17 protein-coding genes are annotated in these 22,828 nt (G+C 65.4%); 8 read left to right on the forward strand and 9 right to left on the reverse strand.

Going from position 1 to position 22,828, the window contains the following annotated elements:
* Positions 1 to 71 precede the first annotated feature (71 nt).
* The gene (locus tag CSC74_RS04130; RefSeq protein WP_162313123.1) at positions 72 to 3,419 is read right to left on the reverse strand and encodes a hybrid sensor histidine kinase/response regulator; all 3,348 of its coding nucleotides are present in this window, start codon (positions 3,417 to 3,419) and stop codon (positions 72 to 74) included.
* 194 nt (positions 3,420 to 3,613) lie between these two features.
* Complete coding sequence (locus tag CSC74_RS04135; RefSeq protein ID WP_162313124.1) at positions 3,614 to 5,827, reverse strand: TonB-dependent receptor; 2,214 nt, start codon at positions 5,825 to 5,827, stop codon at positions 3,614 to 3,616.
* A 254-nt stretch (positions 5,828 to 6,081) separates the two neighbouring features.
* On the opposite strand from CSC74_RS04135, the gene CSC74_RS04140 reads away from it, so the two are divergent.
* The 8 genes from CSC74_RS04140 to CSC74_RS04175 all read left to right on the forward strand — a co-directional run bounded on the left by CSC74_RS04140 (position 6,082) and on the right by CSC74_RS04175 (position 15,282).
* Positions 6,082 to 7,479, forward strand: coding sequence for a GntP family permease (locus CSC74_RS04140; RefSeq protein ID WP_162313125.1), 1,398 nt, complete (start codon positions 6,082 to 6,084; stop codon positions 7,477 to 7,479).
* Between the two features lie 123 nt (positions 7,480 to 7,602).
* Positions 7,603 to 9,474 (forward strand): DUF1800 domain-containing protein, encoded by a 1,872-nt coding sequence (locus CSC74_RS04145; protein ID WP_162313126.1) that lies wholly within the window; start codon positions 7,603 to 7,605, stop codon positions 9,472 to 9,474.
* Positions 9,475 to 9,484: 10 nt separating this feature from the next.
* Positions 9,485 to 10,972, forward strand: a complete 1,488-nt coding sequence (locus tag CSC74_RS04150; RefSeq protein ID WP_162313127.1) for a DUF1501 domain-containing protein — start codon at positions 9,485 to 9,487, stop codon at positions 10,970 to 10,972.
* Between the two features lie 62 nt (positions 10,973 to 11,034).
* Positions 11,035 to 11,697 carry an FABP family protein gene (locus tag CSC74_RS04155; protein ID WP_162313128.1) on the forward strand — a complete coding sequence of 221 codons (663 nt, stop codon included), beginning with the start codon at positions 11,035 to 11,037 and terminating at the stop codon, positions 11,695 to 11,697.
* Positions 11,698 to 11,706: 9 nt separating this feature from the next.
* Entirely contained in the window at positions 11,707 to 12,840 is a 1,134-nt protein-coding gene (locus CSC74_RS04160; RefSeq protein WP_211369544.1) for an alpha/beta hydrolase, read from the forward strand.
* Between the two features lie 110 nt (positions 12,841 to 12,950).
* Complete coding sequence (locus CSC74_RS04165) at positions 12,951 to 14,180, forward strand: esterase/lipase family protein (protein WP_162313130.1); 1,230 nt, start codon at positions 12,951 to 12,953, stop codon at positions 14,178 to 14,180.
* A 104-nt stretch (positions 14,181 to 14,284) separates the two neighbouring features.
* Entirely contained in the window at positions 14,285 to 14,722 is a 438-nt protein-coding gene (locus tag CSC74_RS04170) for an OsmC family protein (protein WP_162313131.1), read from the forward strand.
* Positions 14,719 to 15,282, forward strand: coding sequence for an NADPH-dependent FMN reductase (locus CSC74_RS04175; RefSeq protein ID WP_162313132.1), 564 nt, complete (start codon positions 14,719 to 14,721; stop codon positions 15,280 to 15,282). The genes CSC74_RS04170 and CSC74_RS04175 overlap by 4 nt, the downstream gene beginning before the upstream one ends.
* 294 nt (positions 15,283 to 15,576) lie before the next feature.
* On the opposite strand, the gene CSC74_RS04180 is transcribed toward CSC74_RS04175, so the two are convergent.
* The 7 genes from CSC74_RS04180 to rbfA form a co-directional block, all read right to left on the reverse strand.
* Entirely contained in the window at positions 15,577 to 15,948 is a 372-nt protein-coding gene (locus tag CSC74_RS04180; protein WP_162313133.1) for a hypothetical protein, read from the reverse strand.
* Between the two features lie 175 nt (positions 15,949 to 16,123).
* Positions 16,124 to 17,848 carry a chloride channel protein gene (locus CSC74_RS04185; RefSeq protein ID WP_162313134.1) on the reverse strand — a complete coding sequence of 575 codons (1,725 nt, stop codon included), beginning with the start codon at positions 17,846 to 17,848 and terminating at the stop codon, positions 16,124 to 16,126.
* Positions 17,849 to 17,851: 3 nt separating this feature from the next.
* Entirely contained in the window at positions 17,852 to 18,364 is a 513-nt protein-coding gene (locus CSC74_RS04190; RefSeq protein WP_211369545.1) for a MarR family winged helix-turn-helix transcriptional regulator, read from the reverse strand.
* Positions 18,365 to 18,463: 99 nt separating this feature from the next.
* Positions 18,464 to 20,572 carry a polyribonucleotide nucleotidyltransferase gene (pnp, locus tag CSC74_RS04195; protein ID WP_162313135.1) on the reverse strand — a complete coding sequence of 703 codons (2,109 nt, stop codon included), beginning with the start codon at positions 20,570 to 20,572 and terminating at the stop codon, positions 18,464 to 18,466.
* A gap of 178 nt (positions 20,573 to 20,750) precedes the next feature.
* Positions 20,751 to 21,011: a 30S ribosomal protein S15 gene (gene rpsO / locus CSC74_RS04200; RefSeq protein WP_162313136.1), complete on the reverse strand. Its 261-nt coding sequence runs from the start codon at positions 21,009 to 21,011 to the stop codon at positions 20,751 to 20,753.
* A gap of 380 nt (positions 21,012 to 21,391) precedes the next feature.
* Positions 21,392 to 22,324: a tRNA pseudouridine(55) synthase TruB gene (gene truB / locus CSC74_RS04205; protein WP_162313137.1), complete on the reverse strand. Its 933-nt coding sequence runs from the start codon at positions 22,322 to 22,324 to the stop codon at positions 21,392 to 21,394.
* A 106-nt stretch (positions 22,325 to 22,430) separates the two neighbouring features.
* A complete protein-coding gene (gene rbfA, locus CSC74_RS04210) occupies positions 22,431 to 22,811 on the reverse strand; it encodes a 30S ribosome-binding factor RbfA (protein WP_162313138.1) in 381 nt (126 codons plus the stop codon).
* Positions 22,812 to 22,828 lie beyond the last annotated feature (17 nt).

Genomic DNA, 22,828 nt, shown 5'->3' on the forward strand with positions numbered 1-22,828 from the left:
ATATCAAAGGTGTTGGGTTTCCTGGATTTCGCGACTTGCGTCGTTCCTACAACATCCCTCCCGCATCGCTTCTACATCGCGCGTGCGGCCAGCAACCGGTCCAGCACCGATTTCAACGCCAGCGGCCGCACCGGCTTGGCCAGCAACGGCAGGCCTGCTTCCTGCACCGCGTGGCGCACCGCTTCGGTCTGGTCGGCGCTCAGGATCAGGCACGGCCTGGTGCCGAATCGCTGCGCCAGCCGTTGCGCCACCTGCACGCCGGTATCGCCGTCGTCCAGGTGGTAGTCGAACAGCCACAGGTCGGTCTCGCCGTTTTTCAGCGCGGCCATGGCCTCAGCGCCATCGCGCGCCACCGATACCGTGCTGCCCCAACCCGCCAGCACCTGCCGCAACGCATCCAGCGCCGCTGGATCGTTGTCCAGCGCGAGCACGCGGCGTCCCGACAAACCGGTCTTGTCCAGGGTCGGCGTCGCGCTGGAACGCAGCAGCGCCGTCATCGACAGCTCCATCTTCGGCAATTCCACCGCGAACATCGCGCCCTTGCCGGGCCGGCTGCGCACCGACAACGGCGCATGCAGCAGATGTGCGATCCGATCCGCGATCGACAGGCCAAGACCGAGTCCCTGCCCGCCGGCGTCTTCGCCGCGGCGGAATTCCTCGAAGATCGCCTGCTGGTCGGCCAGGGCGATGCCCGGCCCGCTGTCATGCACTTCGACGCGTAGGCCACCCTCCGTGCGACGCACGCCGAAAACGATTCCGCCCGATGGCGTATAGCGCACCGCATTGGCCAGAAAGTTCTGCAGGATCCGTCGCAGCAATTGCGGGTCGGTATGCACCCAGGCGCGGGTGGCCACGAAGGCGAACGACAGCCCACGCTCGCCGGCCAGCGCGCGGAATTCCGACGCCAGCGGCTCCAGCACTTCGCCCAGCGGGAAATCGCGCGGTTCCGGCACCAGTCCGCCCGCCTCCAGCCGCGACATGTCCAGCAGCCCGGTCAACAGATCGGTGGTCGAATCCAGCGCGCCGCGGATCTGCTGCACCGATTCGCGCTGCCGCGCATCGGCCAGTTGCTGCGACAGCGCATCGGTGAACAGGTGTGCGGCGTGCAGCGGTTGCAGCAGGTCGTGGCCGATCGCGGTGAGGAAGCGGCTCTTGGCGTCGTTGGCGTGCTCGGCCTCGCGCTTGGCGGTTTCCAGCAAGGCGGTACGCTCGTCCACGCGTTGTTCGAGCGTCTCGTTCACCTGCTTCAGCTCGCGCTCCGCCAGCCGCGAGGCGGTGATGTCGGTATAGGTGGCGACGAAGCCGCCACCCGGCATCGGGTTGCCGCGGATTTCCACCACGCTGCCATCGGGAAACACGCGCTCGGTCAGGTGCGGCGTGCCGGCGCGCATGAAGGCCAGGCGCCGCTGCAGGGCGGCCTCGTCCGAACCGCGGTGCGGCATGCGCTGCAGCGACCAGCGAGTGAGTTCGGCGATCGAGCGGCCGACCTGCAGCAATTCGTCGGGGAAGCCGAACATTTCCACGTAGCGGCGATTCCACGCGACCAGGCGTTGCTCGCGATCGACCACGCTGATGCCCTGGCTCATGTTCTGCAGCGCCGCTTCCAGCACCTGCTGGTTGAAGCGCAGGTCCTGCGAGGCCTCGCCGACGATCGCCGCGACCGCATCCAGTTCCCCGCCCTCGCGCCGCGCCGCGTTCAGCAGCAGGCGCGCGGAAGCCGACCCGAGCACCGCGGAGAGTTCGCGTTCCAGCCCCGATTCGATCGATGCGGGAACCGGTCCCTGTATCGGAGCGCCTGCCAGCAACTGCTCGACGCGTTCGCGGGCGAGGAAACGCAGGCCGGCATCGCTCAACGCCTGCCGGTCCAGGTTGCGGCCGGTGCGATGCGGGGTTTCGCGACGCCAGGCGGCGGCCATGAAAGTCGCGACGATGCCGGTGAACAGGCTGGCTCCGACCGCGCGACCCAGCGGACTCCAGCCGGTCAATCCGAACAATCCTTGCGGCGAAAGCCAGGCCTGGCCGAACGGGCCGGCGGTCATCCAGGTCGACTCGCTGCCGGAGATCGCGGCGACCATCGGTATCAGCATCACCCAGGCCCAGACGACGAACGCAGCGACCACGCCGACGATCGCCGCACGTGGCGGCGTCTGCGGCCGCCACACCGCGAAGCCCAGCGCCGGCGCCAGCGTGGCGAGGGCGGAAAAGGAAACCGCGCCGATATCGGCCAGCGCATCGTTGCCGCTGTCCAGGCGGCTGTAGGCCCAGGCCAGCAACATGATCGCGAGGATGCCGCCGCGCCGCAGCAGCAGCAGGTCGCCGCGACGGTCGCCGCCCTTGTCGCGCGACCACGCCCCACGCAACAGGCCGGGTGCGAACCAGTGGTTGCCTATCATCAGGCTCAGGGTCAGCGTGCTGACCACGACCATGCCGGTGGCCGCGCTGAGCCCGCCGAGGAACGCGAACAGGGCCACGCCTTCGTGCCCCTGCGAAAACGGCAAGGCCAGCGCGTACATGTCCGAAGGCACGCCGTCGCCGAGCAAGGCGGTGCCGGCACGCGCCAACGGCAACGCCGGCAGGGCGATCAGCATCAGATACAACGGGAACTGCCAGCGCGCGGTACGCACGTCGCGGTCGTCGCGGCATTCCACCACGCCGACATGGAACTGATGCGGCAGGATGAACATCGCCAGCGCGCCCAGCAGCACCAGCGGGGCGAAGCCGCCGACCGGCGTCGAGGACGCGATCGGCAAGGCGGCCGCCGGCATGGACTTCAAGCCGAACCAGACGAACGCGCCCAGCGCCAGCATCGCCACCAGCTTGAACAGCGACTCGAACGCCATCGCCAGCACCAGGCCGCGGTTGTGCTCGGCCGCGTTGGCGCGGCGGGTGCCGAACAGCATCGCGAACAGGGCCATGGCCAGGGCCACGTACAAGGCGCTGTCGCGCCAGGCGGGCACCGCTTCCACCGCATCGCCCGCCTCCACCGTCAACGTGGCGAAACTCATCGCGATCGCCTTCAGCTGCAGAGCGATGTAGGGAATCAGGCCGAGCACGGCGACCAGGGTCACCGTCGCCGCCAGCCATGCGTCCTTGCCCAGGCGCGTGGCGATCAGGTCGGCCAGAGAAGTGGCGTTGGTCTCGCGCGCCAGCTTGACCAGCCGGATCATGAAGGCCACCGCCAATCCGTAGAACAGGATCGCGCCGAGGAAGGTCGGCGGCAGCGGCCAGCCGTAGCGCGCGGCCTGGGTGACGGTGCCGTAGAAGGTCCAGGAAGTGCAATGCACCGCCAGCGACAACGAATACACATGCCGCCAGTGCCGCGCGAAGATCGTGGGATGGCGTTCGCCGTACAGCGCCGTGCCGAACATCAGTCCGAGCCAGACCACGCTGGCGAAGGCGACGGTCCAGAAGCTCAGCATGCGGTGGCGCGATCAGTGGGCAAGGTCATGGTCGTTCTGGCGAAGCGCATCGTAGAGCCGAGCTTGCTCGGCTGCTTTCGATCCATTGACAGGAGCAGCCGAGCAAGCTCGGCTCTACGGACTCCTTGAAGCATAACGCAGCAGCGGCGGGCTTTCGCCCGCCGCTGTCGGTCTACCCTGCCGCCCCGTCCCGATCAGAAATCGTAGCGCGCACTCAGGGTGTACTGGCGCGGCGCGCCGTAGAAGCCGGTCAACACGCCGTACGCGGCGATGTTGTAACCGGTGGTCCGATATTCCTTGTCGGCCAGGTTGCTGCCCTGCAGGGAGAACTGCCAGGCATCATTGACCTTCCAGATCACGCCCGCACCGACCAGGCCGTAACCATCCTGCCTGATCGCCGGGCTCAGGTCGGTGGTCGGCCAGACCTCGCTCTGGTAGGTATAGCCCACGCGCGCCGACAAGTTGCCGCCATTGGCCAATGGCGTGCGGTATTCGACGTTCAGTGCGCCCGAGAATTCCGGCGCATTGGTGAATTCCTGGGTGTCGGCGATGTCCACTCCCGCACTGATGAACTCGTCGTACTTCGCATCCAGCCAGGCCAGGTTCCCGCTGATCAGCCAGTTCTGGGTTGGCAGCCACTGGTATTCGACCTCGACGCCGTTGACCGTGCCCTTGCCGGCATTGGTGAAATCGCCGAAGAAGCTGGAGCCACCGCCCGGCAGCGTGTACGAAGTGAACACCGACAGCTGGATGTCCTTGTAGACGTTGTGGAACGCTGCCAGGTTCAGGAACAGCTTCTGGTCGAAGAAGCCCATCTTGCTGCCGATCTCGAAGCTGTCCACGCTCTCGTCGTCGAACGGTTCGCCCGAACGCGGTACCGCGGTAGTGTTGGCGCGGATGTTGAAGCCACCGGACTTGAAGCCGCGCGAGGCCAGGCCGTAGACCATGATGTCGGGGGTGACCTGGTAGTCCAGCGAGATCTTCGGCGACACGTTCTTGAAGTTCACGGTCTTGTCGAAGTTGGCCGCCGTGCCCCAGGAAGTGTTGTAGTCCAGGCCGGTGTAGAAACGGTTCAGGGCGACGGCATGCTTGTCTTCGTCGGTATAACGCAGGCCCGCGTCCAGCTTCAACCGGTCGGTCAGGTCGAACGTCCAGTCGGCGTAGACCGCGAAGCTCTTGGTGTTGACCACGCCCTGGGTGTCGCCGAACAGCGGATTGGTCAGGCCGACCGGGAGCAGCGTGTTGAAGAAGTGGTTGAGCACCTGGCCGCCGGCATCGCCGTCGAAGGCATAGATGCCCATCACACCGCGGGCACGGCCACCGCCGTCGAAGTTGGCCTGCAGCTCATGGCTGACCTGGCTGTCGCTGTAGAACGCGCGCACGTCGACCAGGGTCAGCGGCGTGGTGTCGAAATCGATGTTGGTCTCGGTATCGGATTCGCGCTTGGCGATCACGTACTTGAACGCCCAGTCGTCGTTGGGACGCCAGTTGACCGTGGCCGACGCGCCCTTCATCACCGTGTCGTTGACGTTCTTCATGCCGCTGCGGATGTCGTAGCGGTCGTCGGTCGGCGGATAAGCCGGAGCCAGCGGATTCGGGGCCAGCATCTTCGCGCCGCGCATGCCGGACTGGTCGTCCATCCAGTCCAGGGCGAACTGCACATCGAAATCGTCACCGGCATAAGCGCCCAACTGGAAGCGGGCCGCGTTGATTTCCTTGTCGCTGACCTCCTGGCCGGTCTCGGTGTTGGTGCCGAAACCATCGCGGTTCATGCTGGCCACCGCCACACGACCACGCAGGCCGCTATCGGCGCCGCCGATGGAACCGCCAATCGCGGCCTTGGCATCGAGCTGGTTGTAGTTGCCGACGCTGATCTGGGCGAAGCCCTCGGTTTCGGTCGGCAGTCCGCGCGAGATGTACTTGATCGCGCCGCCGATGGTGTTCTTGCCGTACAGCGTGCCCTGCGGACCGCGCAGCACCTCGATGCGGCCGACGTCGAACACGTCGAGCAGCGCGCCTTGCGGACGCGCGATGTAGACGTCGTCCAGATAGATGCCGACGCCCGGGTCCACGCCCCACAGCGGATCGGCCTGGCCGATGCCGCGGATGTAGGCGGTGGCGGTGCTGCTGGAGCCGCGCGCGGCATAGATGGTCAGGTTGGGCACCTGCGCATCGAGATCGCCGATATCGTTGATGTTGAGTTTGTCCAACGCTTCCGAAGTGAAGGCGGTGACCGCGACCGGCACTTCCTGCAATGTTTCCTCGCGCTTGCGTGCGGTTACCGTGATCGCATCCAGCGTAGTGGGATCCTTGGCGACCTGCCCGGTGGCGGCAGGTACGTCCTGCGCCCATGCCGCCGGTGCCAGCAGGCTGCAGGCAATGGCCAGACTCAGATGTTTACGCTTCATTTGTTTCCCCTCTCCCGGGTACGACGTAGTGGGCCGATGCGGCCGATTCGCAGGCAAGGCTAGTGATTGCGGCCCGGATAGGCACCTGTACCTTCGTACAGTGGGGACGATGCACCGCGCTGCGGATACTCGCTGTGCAGAAAGTAAAGGGTAAATAGCGAAGGGTGAAGAAAAGCTCGTCACTTTTGGCTCTGGCCATTTACCGGCAGCGCAGTTGCCGACTTCACCCTTGACCGCTTCACCGGAGCTTCCCGATGTCGTTCCTGATCGTGCTGGCCGCGTTGTGTTTCCTGATGTTCGTGGCCTATCGCGGCTACAGCGTGATCCTGTTCGCGCCGATCGCGGCATTGGGCGCGGTGCTGCTGACCGACCCGGCGCTGGTCGCGCCGATGTTCACCGGCCTGTTCATGGACAAGATGGTCGGCTTCCTCAAGCTGTACTTCCCGGTGTTCCTGCTCGGCGCGGTGTTCGGCAAGCTGATCGAGATCTCCGGGTTCTCCAAGTCGATAGTCGCCGCGACCATCAAGGTCGTCGGTGCGCAGCGCGCCATGCTGTCCATCGTGCTGGTCTGCGCGCTGCTGACCTACGGCGGCGTATCGCTGTTCGTGGTGGTGTTCGCGGTGTATCCGTTCGCGGCCGAGCTATTCCGCCAGAGCGACATCCCCAAGCGCCTGATCCCCGGCACCATCGCGCTCGGCGCCTTCACCTTCACCATGGACGCGCTGCCGGGTACACCGCAGATCCAGAACATCATCCCCACCTCGTTCTTCGGCACCACCAGCTGGGCCGCGCCGGTGCTGGGCACGCTGGGCGGCGTGTTCATCCTGCTGCTCGGCATGAGTTACCTCGAATGGCGGCGTCGCGTGGCGATGCGCGCGGGCGAAGGCTACGGCGGCGACCTGCGCAACGAGCCGGAAACCTTCCGCGGCGACAAGCTGGCCCATCCGCTGATCGCGATCCTGCCGCTGGTGCTGGTCGGCGTGGCCAACTTCGCCTTCACCAAACTCATTCCCGGTTTCTACGGGGACAGCCAGTCGTTCGTGCCCGCGGTGATCGGCAACCCCGCGCCGGTGGTCCAGGAAGTCTCCAAGGTGGCCGCGATCTGGGCGGTCCAGGGCGCGCTGCTGGTGGGAATAGTCGCGGTGATCCTGTTCGCCTGGCGGCCGGTCATGGCGAGTTTCGCCGAAGGCACCAGGTCGGCCATCGGCGGCGCCCTGCTGGCCTCGATGAATACCGCTTCGGAATATGGCTTCGGCGCGGTGATCGCGGCCCTGCCCGGTTTTCTGGTGGTGGCCAATGCGCTGCAGGCGATACCGAACCCGCTGGTCAACGAGGCGGTTTCGGTCACCGCGCTGGCCGGCATCACCGGCTCGGCTTCGGGCGGCATGAGCATCGCCCTGGCCGCGATGGCCGACAGCTTCATCGTCAACGCCAATGCCGCCGGCATTCCCATGGACGTGCTGCACCGGGTCGCGGCCATGGCTTCCGGCGGCATGGACACCCTGCCCCACAACGGCGCGGTGATCACCCTGCTGGCGGTCACCGGCCTGACCCATCGCCAGTCGTACAAGGACGTGTTCGCGATCACCGTGATCAAGACCCTGGCGGTGTTCTTCATCATCGGCCTGTACTACGCGACCGGCCTGGTCTGACCCCGGGTAATTCCTGCGCCAACCCATACGCAGCAAGGCGCACGGGCCTGTGCGCCAGGTCGCAGACCGGTCAGGCAAACTCCCTATACTCGGGCGGTCTTGGGGATTACCTGGAGTTCGCACATGGCGCGACGCATGTTCCGCATCGCACGGATGGGGTCCCGTGCCCGCCTTCGTCCGGACCTCCGGATCAGCGAAGCCGACCCGGCTCCGCAAGGCCAGCGGACGCTGCGATCGTCCGAGCGCCTGCTGATCCAGGTCAAGGCGCGGCAGCAGCGCTTGTATGGCGCGCGCTGGGCATCGGCCACGTTGCCGCCACCCAGGGAAGAAGCAGTGCAAGCCGATGCGGAAACCAGCGCATCGTCGGCGTCGCATTCCAGGTCGTCGATGTCCAATCCACGCCTGCGGACACTGGCCAAGCCCGGCTTCGCCGTGCGTGCGCTCAACAATCTGAGCTATGGCGCCACGCCGACCTCCATCGCCGAGTTCAACGCCCTCGGCGGCAACGACTTCCAGCGCCTGGCCAACTGGGTCGACTGGCAACTCGACTGGACTTCCATCGACGACAGCGCGCTGGACGCGCGCCTCGCCAGCGCCGGCTACACCACACTGGGCAAGAGCCTGACCCAGCTGTGGGCCGACCACATCAAGGCCGATCCCGAATACGACGTGCGCATGCGCCCGGCCTGGGAAGTGCAGCGCGCCGCCTATGTGCGCGCCACCCATTCCAGGCGCCAGCTGCGCGAAGTGATCGCCAATTTCTGGCACGCCCACTTCAACGTGATGGGCAGCGACTTCAGCGCGGGCCCGGTGTTCGTGCATTACGACCGCGACGTGATCCGGGCCAATGCCACCGGCAACTTCCGAACCATGCTCGAAGCCGTGGCCAGCAGCACTTCGATGCTGTACTACCTGGATAACCTCAACAACTCGCGTGCCGGCCCGAACGAGAACTTCGCCCGCGAACTGCTGGAACTGCACACCCTGGGCGTGGACAACTACCTGGGCTTCATGGATCCGTTCCTGGTGCCGAAATGCCCGGAGGATCCCGCCTATCCGATCGGCTACACCGACATCGACGTCTACGAGACCTCGGCCGCGTTCACCGGCTGGTCGGCGAAGAACGGCCACTGGGAATTCCCGGCCGAGAACGACGGCACCTTCGTCTATCGCCAGTCCTGGCACGACGCGGGCCCGAAGTTCCTGCTCGGGATGATGGTCTACCCGGAACAGCCGGCATTGAAGGACGGCCGCGACGTGCTCGACCGGCTGGCCAGCCACCCGCGCGTCGCGAAATTCATCTGCAAGAAACTGATCCGTCGCTTCATCAACGACACCCCGAAACAGGCGTTGATCGACAGCGCCGCGGCGATCTTCCGCGCCAACTGGAAGCACCCGCAGCAGATCGAGATCACCCTGCGCCACATCCTCAATTCCGACGACCTGTACAACAGCTGGGGACAGAAGATCCGGCGCCCGTTCGAGGCCACGGTGGCGGCGATGCGCGTGCTCGGCCAGGACTGGACCCTGCGCCTGGACCACGGCAAGAGCGACGAGTTCATGTGGCGTGTCGGCTATACCGGGCATACCGCCTACAACTGGCCATCGCCGAATGGTTACCCGGACACCGCGGTGTCATGGTCGGGCGCCAACTCCTTCGCCATGACCTGGAAGCTGCTCAACTGGATGACCGAAACAAAGGATGCCGAGGTTCCCATGAGCCCGATCCTGGACGCCACCCGTGCGGGCGTCGCCTCGTGGACGGCCGACAACCTGGTGGCCTTCTGGTGCCGGCGCGTATTGGGATACCAGCCGACCGCCGCACGCAAATCGGTGCTGGCCAGGTTCATGGCCCAGAACGGCAATGCCGCCACCGACGTCATCGCCGACACCGACGAGTGGTCCGCGAACGATCTGAAGAAGCATTACAACCAGCAACGCCTGCGCAGCATGGTCTCGCTGATCCTGCTTTCCCCCGAATTCCAGACGCGCTGAGGCCGACGACATGAGCGACTACACATTGACGCGCCGCGAATTCGTCAAGGGCTGCTGCAGCGCCGCGCTGGTCGGCGGCGCCGGCACCAGCCTGATGTTCGCCGACGACGCCATCGCCGCCGCCAACGGCTACGACACGGTCGTGCACCTGTTCCTGCGTGGCGGCATGGATGGGCTGAACCTGGTGCTGCCGGTAAGCGGCGCCGACCGCACCTTCTACGAGGAAGCCCGGCCCGATCTTGCCATCGCCGCCAGCGGCGCCTACGGCGCATTGCCGCTGACCCTGGGCACGGGCGCGGCCACCGGGTTCGGATTGCACCCTTCCGCCACCGGCCTGCGCGACCTGTGGAACGACGGCAAGCTGGCCATCGTCCACGCCTGCGGCATGCCCACCGGCACCCGCAGCCATTTCGATTCGCAACTGTCCATCGACCTGGGCACGCCGGGGAAATTCGGCACTCCCACCGGCTGGATGACCCGCGCCTGGCAGACGCGCGCCGCTTCCACGCCTACGGCCGTGCTACCCGCACTGGGAGTCTCGGGCACCCAGCCGATCGGCCTGATGGGCGCAACCGACGCGCTGACCATGAGCAATCCGCAGGATTTCGAACTCAATGCGGGGGCATGGGCCTGGCAGATGGTGCGCGCGGATTCGCCCGCGGGTTTCAAAGGTCTCAACGAAACCCTGGCCGAGATGTGGTCGGGCAGCACCGGCATCGAACTCAACGGCAAGCGCGCCGATGCGGCGTTGAAGACCATCGGCAAGCAAAGTTATGCGGCGCTGCCCGCCGCCTGGCCCACCGGCGGCTTCGCCGACCAGTTGTGGACGATCGCCCAGTCGATCAAGTTCAACCTGGGCCTGCGCTTCGCCACTCTGGACCTGGGCGGCTGGGACACGCACGAAGGCCAGGGCACCGCTGGTGACGGTTATCACTACTACCAGAACAAGATCAACGAACTCTCGGCCGGCCTGGCTGCGTTCTTCAGCGAATTGAACGCCAGCGGCCAGATGTCGCGGGTCACGGTGATCGTGCAATCTGAGTTCGGCCGCCGCGTGCGCGCCAACGCCAACGGCGGCACCGACCATGGCTACGGCAACCCGCTGCTGGTGCTGGGCGGCGCGGTCAACGGACGCAAGTTCTACGGCAACTGGCCGGGCCTGAATCCCACCATCCTTTCGCCGACCTTCGGCGACGTGCCGGTGACCACGGACTATCGCCGCGTGTTCTCCGAAATCATGGTCCGGCGCATGGCCAACCCGCAGCTCGGCACGATCTTCCCCGGTTACACCGGCTACTCGCCGCTCGGCATCGTGCAGGGCACGGATCTCGCGGTGCAGGGGGCGGTCGCCAGTGCGATGGCCTCGTCTTCGGTCGCCACTGCAGGGCATGCCATGTTGGGCAATGCCATGGACAGCGGGCCATCGGCGCAGCCCGTCGCGCCCGAATGGCAACTGCGCGGGCGTGGCGACAGGATGATGACCAGACGTGAGCGTTGAGGGTTGCCGCGCCGACACGTAGGATCACGGCACCCTCCACGTGCCAGGCCTACGGATCGACAATGGCGGATTTTCCGAAAGACATCTACACGGAACCCCAACCGGACAGCAATACGCTGGCCAACCTGGGGCCGCTCGCCGGGATGGCGGGGATATGGACCGGCACCTGCGGCCTCGACGTCAACCCGAAGCCCGACGGCCCCGAAAGGCAGTCCTATCTCGAACGGATCGAGTTGCAGCCCATCGATGCGCAGACCAATGGGCCACAACTGTTCTATGGATTGCGCTACCACACGCGGATCGTCAAGCCCGATGAAGTCGAGACGTTCCACGACCAGGTCGGCCATTGGCTATGGGAGCCGGCGACCGGCACCGTGATCCAGACGCTTTCGATACCGCGCGGACAAGCGGCGATGGCGGTCGGCCATGCCGCGGCGGACGCGAGATCGTTTCGCCTGCAGGCAATCCGCGGATCCGAGACCAATGGGATCGTGTCGAATCCGTTCCTGGAGTATGCGTTCAGGACGCAGAGCTACACCATCACGATTTCGATCAATGCCGATGGAAGCTGGTCCTACGAGCAGGAAACCGTATTGATCATCCCGGGCCAGGCGGAACCGTTCCATCACACGGACCGCAACACGCTGCGGAAGGTCGGCGAACCTACGCCCAACCCTACGGCACAAGCGGCGGCGATGAAATCCGGAATATCCCAAGCGCTGTAGGGACTCCAGGTGGCACTGGCGCGATCCGGCAATTCATTCGGGCCGAACCCGCATCGGGCCGGCTTAACTCAGGCGTCAGGCCCTGTTGATCAGCTTCCGATATTCCGCACGCCAAAGGAAATGACGCAAATGCACCCCTTACGTCTTCCCATATTGAATGCCGTCTTTCTGTTGTCCATTTCTTCTGCGGTTCTTGCCTCAAGCAGCGAACGGCCTTTGGTAGAGAGCCCAGCCGGCGCATCGCAGCCAGCGGGCGCTTCCGCGGACACCTCGCCTACGGCGGGCTATCCGCAAGAGGTGCCGTTATGGCCCGAAGATTCCCGGGTCATTCAGAGCGGAATCAAGGCGCTAGCCCACGAAAAATGGTCTATACCCCATCCGTCCTTTCTACTTTATCCGCCACAAGTGAATTCAGCACGATCCGCTGTCCTCGTTTTCCCGGGAGGCGGATACAAGGCTCTGGCAATCGGGCCGAAGAGCACGCTCGGACTTCGGGGAGCCGATGTATGCAAGTGGTTGACCGATTCGGGCATCACCTGCATTCTCGTGAAGTATCGCGTCCCCAATACCGGATGCAATTGGAACGACAAAACCAAGAGGCACGAGACGCCCGGGATTCCAATGGCTCTGCAAGACGCGCAGAGGGCGATTTCCATCGTTCGATACAACGCAAACAAGTACGGCATAGACCCGCATAAGATTGGCGTCATGGGGTTTTCAGCCGGAGGAAACCTGGCGGTCCTTTCGTCAACGGCTTTCAAAGAGCGATCTTATGAGCCGATCGATGAAATCGATCATGTGAGCAATCGTCCCGATTTTGCGATACCCGTTTATCCAGGGCACCTGACGATGGAGCACAAGAACAAGACTCCAAAAGAAATCGCTGCGCAAGAACTGAATACCGATATTTCGATTTCAAAGGAAGTGCCGCCAACTCTTCTCATACACGCCAAAGATGACCCGGTCGATCCAGTTTATTATTCAGAGGTGTATGAAAGAGAGTTGAAGAAGGCTGGCGTAAATGTGGAACTCTTCATCTATGAAAGCGGCGGGCATGCTTTTGGGGTCAGGAAGCAGGGCAAAGACACTGATCGATGGACTGTTGATGCACTCCGGTGGCTAAAGAAAATCAAGGTCCTTTGACGATCTTTATCTTCCGACGCATCGCTCGATCACCGAATGGGGCCCAGCAATTCATTCGAGCCGAACCGGTTCTCCACCCGCACCAGCGACTTCAACCAGACGGCCGATCCATGCCCCGGCGTAAAAGCAGAAAACCCGAAACGCCCATCGCCGACGACCTGCGCGGCCTCAATCACCTGGCGATCGACAGCGTTACCGGCATCACCGACCTGATCGAGGCCATGCACGCGGCGATCACCCATCTGCCGTCGGCAATAGGGCGACCCGCTCCGACGGCAACCACTGGCATCACCGGATTCGTCTACCGCAGCGTGCGCGGGGTGACCAAACTCGTCGGCTCCGGCGTCGATGCTTCGCTGTCGAAAGTTGCGCCCATGCTGGGCGGCAGCAAGCTGTCGCCGCAGCGCGAAGCGGTACTCGCCGCCGCGAATGGCGTGCTCGGCGATCATCTGGAAGCCACCGGCAACCCGCTCGCGCTCCGCATGGAATTCCGCCGCGACGGGCAGGCGCTGCCGGTGACACGCAAGCAACTGGCATCGCACCTGCCGAAAGCCAGCGGCAAATTGCTGGTGCTGGTGCACGGCCTGTGCATGAACGACCTGCAGTGGAAATACGCCGGCCACGATCATGGCGAAGCCCTGGCGCAAGACCTCGGTTACACACCGGTGTACCTGCACTACAACAGCGGCCGGCACATCTCGACCAACGGCCACGATTTCTCGCGATTGCTGGACAAGCTGGCCAAGGCGTGGCCGGTGCCGATGGAGGAAATCGTCCTGCTCTGCCACAGCATGGGCGGACTGGTGGCGCGCAGCGCGCTCGATGACGCCTTCGGCAACGAACTGGCGTGGTCGGAACTCCCGATCAGGATCGTCTTCCTCGGCACCCCGCATCACGGCGCGCCGCTGGAGCGCGCCGGAAGCTGGGCCGATCTGCTGATCGGCATCAGCCCCTACAGCGCGCCCTTGGTACGCCTGGGCAAGGTCCGCAGCGCCGGCATCCAGGACCTGCGCCACGGCAATGTCCGCGATTCCGACTGGCAGGACCGCGACGGCGACGGCCGCGCCGATGGCCGCACTCCCCTGCCCTTGCCTAGGCGGATCGCGGCCTACGCCATCGCCGTGACCACGCAGGACGCACGCGAGGACGGCGACGACAGCAAGCTACGCGGCGACGGACTGGTGCCGATCGCCAGCGCACTGGGCGAACACGCCGATCCCGCCTTCGACCTGCGCATCCCCAAGTCGCGCCGCTGGGTGGGACATGGCATCAATCATCTGGAGATGCTGGGCAGCGACGAGGTATATGCGCGGATCGAACGCTGGCTGCGCGCAGCGTAGGCCGGGAATCGACTCGCACCCGTCTCGATCCACGCATTGCTTCCATGGCCCGTGGCATGCGGATTGGGAGATGATGGGTCGAAGTTCACCCAGAGGATGACGACATGACCGCACCCACCGTCCGCGCAATCACGGGCACCACTCCCTATGCGGTGACGCTGGCCGATGACGCCGGGCACGCCTGGCTGGCCGACGAGCCGCTCGATGCCGGCGGCGCCGATACCGGCCCGACACCCGAGCAACTGCTGCTGTCGGCGCTGGGCGCGTGCACGTCCATCACCCTGGAGATGTATGCGGCACGCAAGCAATGGCCGCTGGAAGGTGTGCAGGTCGAGTTGCAGTTCAACCCGGACGGCAAGCCCGCCGCCGGCACCGACATCACCCGCGCGATCGCCTTGCAGGGGCCGTTGAGCGGCGAACAACGCGAACGTCTGCTGCAGATCGCCAATGCCTGCCCGATCCACAAGGTCCTGAGCGGCGAGGTGCGCATCGCCACCCGACTCGAGGATGATGCAGCCACCCCCTCGGGAAACCAGCCATGATCAAGCTCCTCGGCATCTCCGGCAGCCTGCGCGCGCAGTCGTACAACACCGCGCTTCTGCGCGCCGCGCAGGCGCAGGCCGGCGACGGCTTCACCCTGGACGCGGCCACCCTCCACGGCATCCCGCTGTACGACGGCGACGCGGAACAACGCGACGGCCTGCCCGCGACGGTCGTGGAGCTGAAGGAACGCATCGTCGCCAGCGATGGCGTGCTGCTGGTGACGCCGGAATACAACAACGGCATCCCCGGCGTGTTCAAGAACGCGATCGACTGGCTGTCGCGCCCGGCCGCGGACATCGCGCGCGTGTTCGGCGACCGCCCCTTCGCGGTGATCGGCGCCTCGCCCGGCGGCTTCGGCACGATCCTCGCCCAGAACGGCTGGCTGCCGGTATTGAAGACGTTGGGCACGCAGCAATGGTCAGGCGGACGCCTGCAGGTCTCGCGCGCCGGCAAGGTGTTCGACGAGCAAGGCGAGCTGGTGGACGAAGCGGTGCGCAAGCAGTTGGGGGATTTCCTGCAGAGATTCGCGGGTCACATCGGCCGCCACAGGTCAGGGTGACCGGGTAGCCTGGGAGCTGGAGCATTGTGGGAGCGACGTCAGTCGCGATGCCGCCAAGTCCACTGCTCCCAACCCTCCATCGCGACTAACGTCGCTTCCAAAAAAGCCTTCTCAACGATTGCTTTGCTTTCCGGAAGGCTTGTTTGCTGCAAGCAAGGATTACGTCGGGTGGGCCTTGGCCCACCCGACCCATCACCCCGATCCACGCGGCCGCGATGATTTCGGCAAGCATGGTGGGCGAAGCTCGCCCCACGGCTTCAGCCCTTCCTCGCGAGGTCGCGCAGCCGGATACCGTCATTCGGCGCCAACGTCGATCTTCACGCCCTGCACGCTGTTCTCGACCACGGTGATGACGAAATCGCGCTCGCCCTCGTGCTTCTTGACCAGCACGTCCTCGCCATCGTCCATCTCGACGTCATAGCGCTTGCCCGCCGCCGCCTGCAGTGCAGTGCGGACATCCCTGGCCACGTCGTTCTCGCCGCGTCCCTCTGGAATCGCGGCGGTCGCTGTGATCGGATAGCCCTCCGCCGGCGCCAGCTGCAACACTATGCGACCCGCCGACTCGGCGTTGCCGCTGACTTCCAGGCGCCACTTGTTCTGCACGCCATCCGCGCTGGCGACCGAGGCCATCAGTCCCAGGCACAGTCCAAAAATGAGTTTGCGCATGAGTTCGCTCCTTTCCGGCACGGGAGAGGAAAAATAGCCATGGCGCGGTTAATCGCTGGTGAGATATACGCGTAGGCCGCCGGACGCATTCAGGATCGGTTACCCCGAATGCGCCGGTCGCCTGCGTCTTTCGGGAGACGCCCGCAGGACGGGCTGGAATCCAGTTCTGCGAGGGTCAGCGCAGGAACCGCTCGCGCCGCGATTCCTCTTCGTGCAATTGCCGGGCCGGCTTCAGCAGGTCGCTGCGGCTGACCACGCCGACCAGCTTCAGCGATTCGGCCGATTCGACGACCGCGAGCCGTTCCAGCCCCAGCGCCGCCATCCGCGAAGCGACCGCACGGCAGGTTTCATTCGCCAATGCATAAGTGATCGCGATGCCCTGCAGCAATTCCGCTACCGGCTGTACGGGATCCTGCGCCACTTCCGGCGGCAATTCGTCGCGGACCAGCATGCCGAGCAGGCGATCGCCGTCGACCACGGGATACGCGCGCTGCTTCTGGGTCGCGCCGAAGTAGCGCGCCTGTACCTCCGGCACCGGCATCGCGGCCGGAATCGAAATCACCGCGCCGGTCATCACCTCGTTGACGAAATGCCGCTCCAGCGGGTCGACGCCGTATTCGCGATACACATGCAGGCCGCGGCGGGCGATCTTCTCGGTCAGGATCGAACGCGGCATCGCCACCACCGAGAATCCATAGGCGACCACGCAGCCGAGGATCGTCGGCAGCAGCGCATTGGTGTCGAAGGTCAGTTCGAACGCGAACACTACCGCCATCAACGGCGCGCGCATGGTGCCGCCGAGGGTCGCCGCCATGCATACCAGCGCCCACAGGCGCACGTCGCCGCCCGGCAGCCAGGGGCCGATAACGCAACCGAGTCCCGCACCGATCATCAGCAGCGGCGCGAGGATGCCTCCCGACGTGCCGGAACCCAACGCCACCGCCCAAATGACCGCCTTCACCAGCACCAGCGCGACCACCACCGACAGAGCGAGATGATTGGCGAGCAGGTCGCCGATCACGTCGTAGCCGACGCCCAGCGCGCGCGGTTCGAACCAGCCGCCGATGCCGACCACCAGCCCGCCCAGCGCCGGCCACCACATCCAGTGCAGCGGCAGGCGGCCAAAGCCATCCTCGACCGTGTACAGCACCCTGGTCATCAGCGTGCACAGCATCCCTGCGGCAAGGCCGGCGACGACGCACGACAGTAGTGCGATCGTGTCCGGCGCCGGCGTCTGCATCGCGAACAGCGGGCCGGGCTCGGCCCATAACGGCCGCAGGAAGCCGGCCACGGTGCAGGCCAGCGCTACCGGCAACAGACTGCGCGGGCGCAATTCGAACAGCAGCAGTTCCACCGCCAGCAGGATCGCCGCCAGTGGCGTGCCGAATACCGCGGTCATGCCGGCGCAGGCACCGGCGACGAGCAAGGCCTTGCGTTCGGCCGAGGTCAGGTGGAAGGCCTGGGCCAGCAGCGACGCCGCCGCGCCGCCGGTCATGATCACCGGACCTTCCGCACCGAACGGTCCGCCACTGCCGATGACCACGCCCGACGACAATGGCTTGAGCAACGCGACCTTCGCCGACATCTGGCTCTTGCCGAACAGGATCGCTTCCAGCGCCTCGGGAATGCCGTGGCCGCGGATCTTGTCGCTGCCGTAGCGCGCCATCAGGCCGACGACCAGGCCGCCGAGTGCGGGCACCAGGATCACCCATGCGCCGAGCTGGTTGTCGGCCGGCGTCGATTGCGCAAGGGAGAACGTCTGGTAGAAGAACAGATTGGTGAAGAAGCGGATCATCGCCAGCAGCAACCACGCGCCGAGCGTACTCAGGCCGCCGATCGCCACGGCGAAAGCGGACAGCATCAGCAGGCGGTTGCTGCCGGAAAAATCGCGCTTGTGCATGGCCTACCCCTGTCCGGCCGTGTCGACCTTGCGGTGTGGCGTGCGGCGTCCGACCCTGGCGCCAGCGGCGCTGGCCGCGCTGAAAACCAGGTCCATCTGCGCCAGTGCCTCCGCGTGGCGCTTTGCGATCCGCTGCACCAGCCCGCGCGCACGCGGTGTCAGACGGATCTCGACGCATCGCGCATCGGTGCGGCTGCGCCGCTTGCTGACCAGCCCATTGCGTTCGCAACGCTGGACCAGCGCGACCGTGCCCTGGTGGCTGGCCTGCAGGCGCTCGGCCAACTCGCCCACCGTGCCCCATTCGCGCCCGGGGAACCCGCGCAGGTGCAGCAGCAACAGGTATTGCGCCGGGGTGATGCCCGCGGCCTGCGCCGCCGATTCGCTGAAATGCAGGAATTCGGCCAGCCGGAAGCGGAACTCAGAAAGCGCCTGGTATTGCTGCTTGCCGATCATTCCTTCCTCCCGGTGCGGCCGGGAAATATACAACATCGTGTTGTATTTGGAGCGGTACGGCATGCGCATCGATGATCGATACGGGCATCGGGCCATACCTGCGGGCAAAGAAAAAGCGGGCCGAAGCCCGCTTTTCCGCAACTCCCGCGATGACGCGACGGCTTACTCGGCCGCGACGCCCTCGCCTTCTTCGACGGCCTTCATCGACAGGCGGATGCGGCCCTGCTTGTCGACTTCCAGCACCTTGACCTTGACGATGTCGCCTTCCTTCAACACGTCGCTGACCTTCTCGACGCGGTCGCTGGAGATCTGCGACACGTGGACCAGGCCGTCCTTGCCCGGAGCGATGGTGACGAACGCACCGAAGTCCATCAGCTTGGCGACCTTGCCCTCGTAGATGCGGCCCGGCTCCACGTCGGAGGTGATCTGCTCGATGCGGGCCTTCGCGGCCTGGCCGGCGGCGCCGTTGACCGAGGCGATGGTGATGGTGCCGTCGTCCTGGATGTCGATCTGGGTGCCGGTTTCCTTGGTGATCGCCTGGATCACCGAACCGCCCTTGCCGATCACTTCGCGGATCTTGTCGGGGTGGATCTTGATCGTGATCAGGCGCGGCGCGAACTCGCTCAGCTCCTGGCGCGGCGCGTTCATCGCGTTGGCCATCTCGCCGAGGATGTGCAGGCGGCCGGCCTTGGCCTGCGACAACGCCTGCTTCATGATCTCTTCGGTGATGCCTTCGATCTTGATGTCCATCTGCAGCGCGGACACGCCGTTCTGGGTACCGGCCACCTTGAAGTCCATGTCGCCCAGGTGGTCTTCGTCACCCAGGATGTCGGACAGGACGACGAAGCTCTCGCCTTCCTTGACCAGGCCCATGGCGATACCGGCGACGGGCGCGGTGATCGGCACGCCGGCATCCATCAGCGCCAGCGAGCTGCCGCAGACCGAGGCCATCGACGAGGAACCATTGGACTCGGTGATTTCCGAGACCACGCGGATCGTGTACGGGAAGGCTTCCATGGTCGGCATGACGGCGAGCACGCCGCGCTTGGCGAGACGGCCGTGGCCGATTTCGCGACGCTTCGGGCCCATCATGCGGCCGGCTTCGCCCACCGAGTACGGGGGGAAGTTGTAGTGGAACAGGAAGTGGTCCTTGTACTCGCCGGAGACCGCGTCGATGACCTGGCCATCGCGGGCGGTGCCCAGGGTGACTGCCACTATCGCCTGGGTTTCACCGCGGGTGAACAGCGCCGAGCCGTGCACGCGCGGCAGCACGCTGACCTTGGAGCTGATCGGACGCACGGTGTCGAGCGCACGGCCGTCGATGCGGACCTTGGTGGCCAGGACCGAACCGCGCATGGTCTGGTATTCCAGCTCGCCGAATTCCTTGGACAGGTCGCCATTGCTCCAGCCATCGGCTTCGGCGCGGCCGGCCAGGCCCTGCAGCACGTCGCTCTTGATCGCGGCGATGGCGTCGCGGCGCTGCAGCTTGTCGCGCACCTGGAAGGCGGAATCCAGCTGGGTGCCGACGGCTTCCTTCAGTGCGGAGACCAGCGCGTCGTTCTTGGCCGGTGCGGCCCAGTCCCAGTTCTTGGTACCGGCCTCGGTGACCAGTTCGTTGATGATGTTGATGACCTTCTGCATCTCGCGATGGCCGAACATCACCGCGCCCAGCATCACGTCTTCCGACAGCTCGGCGGCTTCGGATTCGACCATCAGCACGGCGTTGGAGGTACCGGCGACGACCAGCTCGAGCTTGGAATCCTTCAACTCGCTGACGGTCGGGTTCAACACGTATTCGCCGTTGATGTAGCCGACCTTGGCCGCGCCGATCGGGCCGTTGAACGGCGCGCCGGTCAGGGCGACGGCGGCGGAGGCGCCGATCAGGGCCGGGATGTCGCCGTCGATTTCCGGGTTCAGCGACATCACCGTGGCGATGACCTGCACTTCATTGCGGAACTCTTCCGGGAACAGCGGGCGCAGCGGACGGTCGATCAGGCGCGAGATCAGGGTCTCCTTCTCCGTGGCGCGGCCTTCGCGCTTGAAGAAACCGCCCGGGATGCGGCCACCGGCGTAGAAACGCTCCTGGTAGTCGACGGTCAGCGGGAAGAAGTCCTGGCCTTCGCGCGCCTTGCGGGCGGCGACTGCGGAAACCAGCAGCACGGTATCGTCGAACTTGACGATGACGGCGCCGCCCGCCTGGCGGGCGATCTCGCCGGTTTCCAGGGTGACCTGGTGCTTGCCGTACTGGAAGGTCTTGGTGATTTTTGCCACGTTGTCTGATCCTTGGTGATGCGCTATCGGTTGAACCGGATGCGACCCTTGCCGCAGGCGGATGGCCGGGTTGGTCCGGCCGGGTGTTGCACTGGTGGAAACTCTTCAACGCCGGGACATTTTCACTTCCCGGAAATGCAAACCGCGGCGCATCGCTGCGCCGCGGTCGGTATTCGGTTCAGCGACGCAGGCCGAGTTTCTCGATCAGGGTCTTGTAGCGCGCGCCGTCCTTCTTCTTCAGGTAGTCGAGCAGGCTGCGGCGGCGGTTCACGAGCTGGAGCAGGCCACGGCGGCTGTGGTGGTCTTTCTTGTGGGTCTTGAAGTGGCCGCTGAGCTGTTCGATGCGGGCGGTGATCAGGGCGACCTGGACTTCCGGCGAACCGGTATCGGCGGGACCGCGCTTGTTGTCTTCAATGACTTTCTGGGTATCGATGGGCATTTTGTTTTCTCTTGAGATGCGTGGCCTGCAGGAACGCGCTGGATCCCTGGGAAGGGATGCGGTGCGCACCGCCGGGCTCGCCGTTTACGATGGGATGTTGCGAAGGTGATCGGTGAAGATCGAGGATGCCGAAAAGGCCGCGGCATTGTAGTCGCCGAGGCCTTGCGGAACAAGGGCTTACTTGGGCGAGGAGTGAGTGGGGAGGAGTGAGAAGTGAGGTAAGGACGGGCGGAGCACGGGGGCAATATCAATGGAAACAAGGGCCAGGACGTTCGTACTTCCACTGAAAACACCTGCAAAGGCGCCTTTCTTGCTCAAAAAAGCAAGAATCCCGCCCCCCACTCACTCCTCACTCCTCACTCCTCCCCACTCACTCCTCGCTATTGCCAGTTGAACAGGCGCTGCGGCGCCAGCACCCTGCCCTCGTCCAATTGGGCCAGGCCCAGCACCCGCCCGGCCGTGTCGTAGACCGCGCACGGGCCCACGGAGCCTGGGATGCCTGGCAGGCGCTGGCCCTGGCTGAAGCGGCGGGCCGCGTCGTCGGTCAGGTCGATGCGGCGGAAACCGATCAGGCCCGCGTCCAGCGGCAGCAGGCAGGCGTCCAGGCTGCGCTCGTCGCGCTGGGCCAGGGCCTGCAGGGCTTCCAGCGTCCACATTCGCGGCTCGCGGAACGGCTCCACCCACAGGCGGCGCAACTCCACCACGTGCGCGCCGCAGCCGAGCAGCTCGCCCAGGTCGCGGACCAGGCTGCGCACATAGGTGCCGGAGCCGCACTCCACCTGCAGGCGCAGCAGCGGGACCTCGCCGTCGAGCAGGTCGGCCGCGGACTGCAGTTCGAAGCGGTGGACTTCGACCTCGCGGGGTTCCACTTCCACGATCTCGCCGCGCCTGGCCTTGGCGTACAACGGCTCGCCGCCGCGTTTGAGCGCTGAATAGATGGGCGGGCGTTGCTGGATGCGGCCGGTCAGTTCGCGCAAGGCGGCGTCGATCTGCGGCAAGGTGTATTTGCCGACCGGGCGCTCGCGCAAGGGCTGGCCTTCGGCGTCGTCGGTATCGGTGGTGACGCCCAGGCGCGCGACCGTGTCGTAGGCCTTGCGCGCGCCGAGCAGGTTGCCGGCGATCTTGGTGGCCTCGCCGAAGCACAGCGGCAGCAGGCCGGTGGCCAACGGATCCAGGCTGCCGGTATGCCCGCCCTTCTGCGCGCGGAACAGGAACCGCGCCCGCTGCAAGGCCTGGTTGGAACTCAGCCCCTGCGGCTTGTCCAGCAACAGGATGCCGTCGAGGCGGCGGAATTTGACCTTGGGCAGCGACATCGGAGGTGCACGCGATCCTTGTAGGAGCGGGCCTTGCCCGCGATGCTCTTGGTTGCCCGGGGGAAAAGCATCGCGGGCAAGGCCCGCTCCTACAATTCCCGCACCGTCACTTCGCTTCGGTTTCGCCTTCGTCGTCCACCGGCGGCGGCGGCAGGTCGCGCAGCAGGTTCTCCATGCGCTCGCCGCGATCCACCGAATCGTCGTAATGGAAATGCAGTTCGGGTACGTGACGCAGTTTCATCGCCTTGCCCAGCTGGTAGCGGATCTGCGGAGACAACTCCTTCAGGTCCTTCACCGCTTCGGCGGACTTCTCCTGCATCAAGGCAGTGACGAATACCTTGGCGTGGGCCAGGTCGCGGGTGACTTCCACGTCGGACACGCTGACCGACGGCAAGCCGTGCTCGCGCACGAACTCGTGCACCAGCTTGCCCAGCTCGCGGCGGAGCTGGGCGGAGACGCGGTCGCTGCGGTGGAAAGTCTTGTTCATAAGTCAGGAACGAGCGG

Origin of the sequence: Pseudoxanthomonas yeongjuensis (assembly GCF_010093345.1) — a bacterium.
GTDB lineage: Bacteria > Pseudomonadota > Gammaproteobacteria > Xanthomonadales > Xanthomonadaceae > Pseudoxanthomonas_A > Pseudoxanthomonas_A yeongjuensis.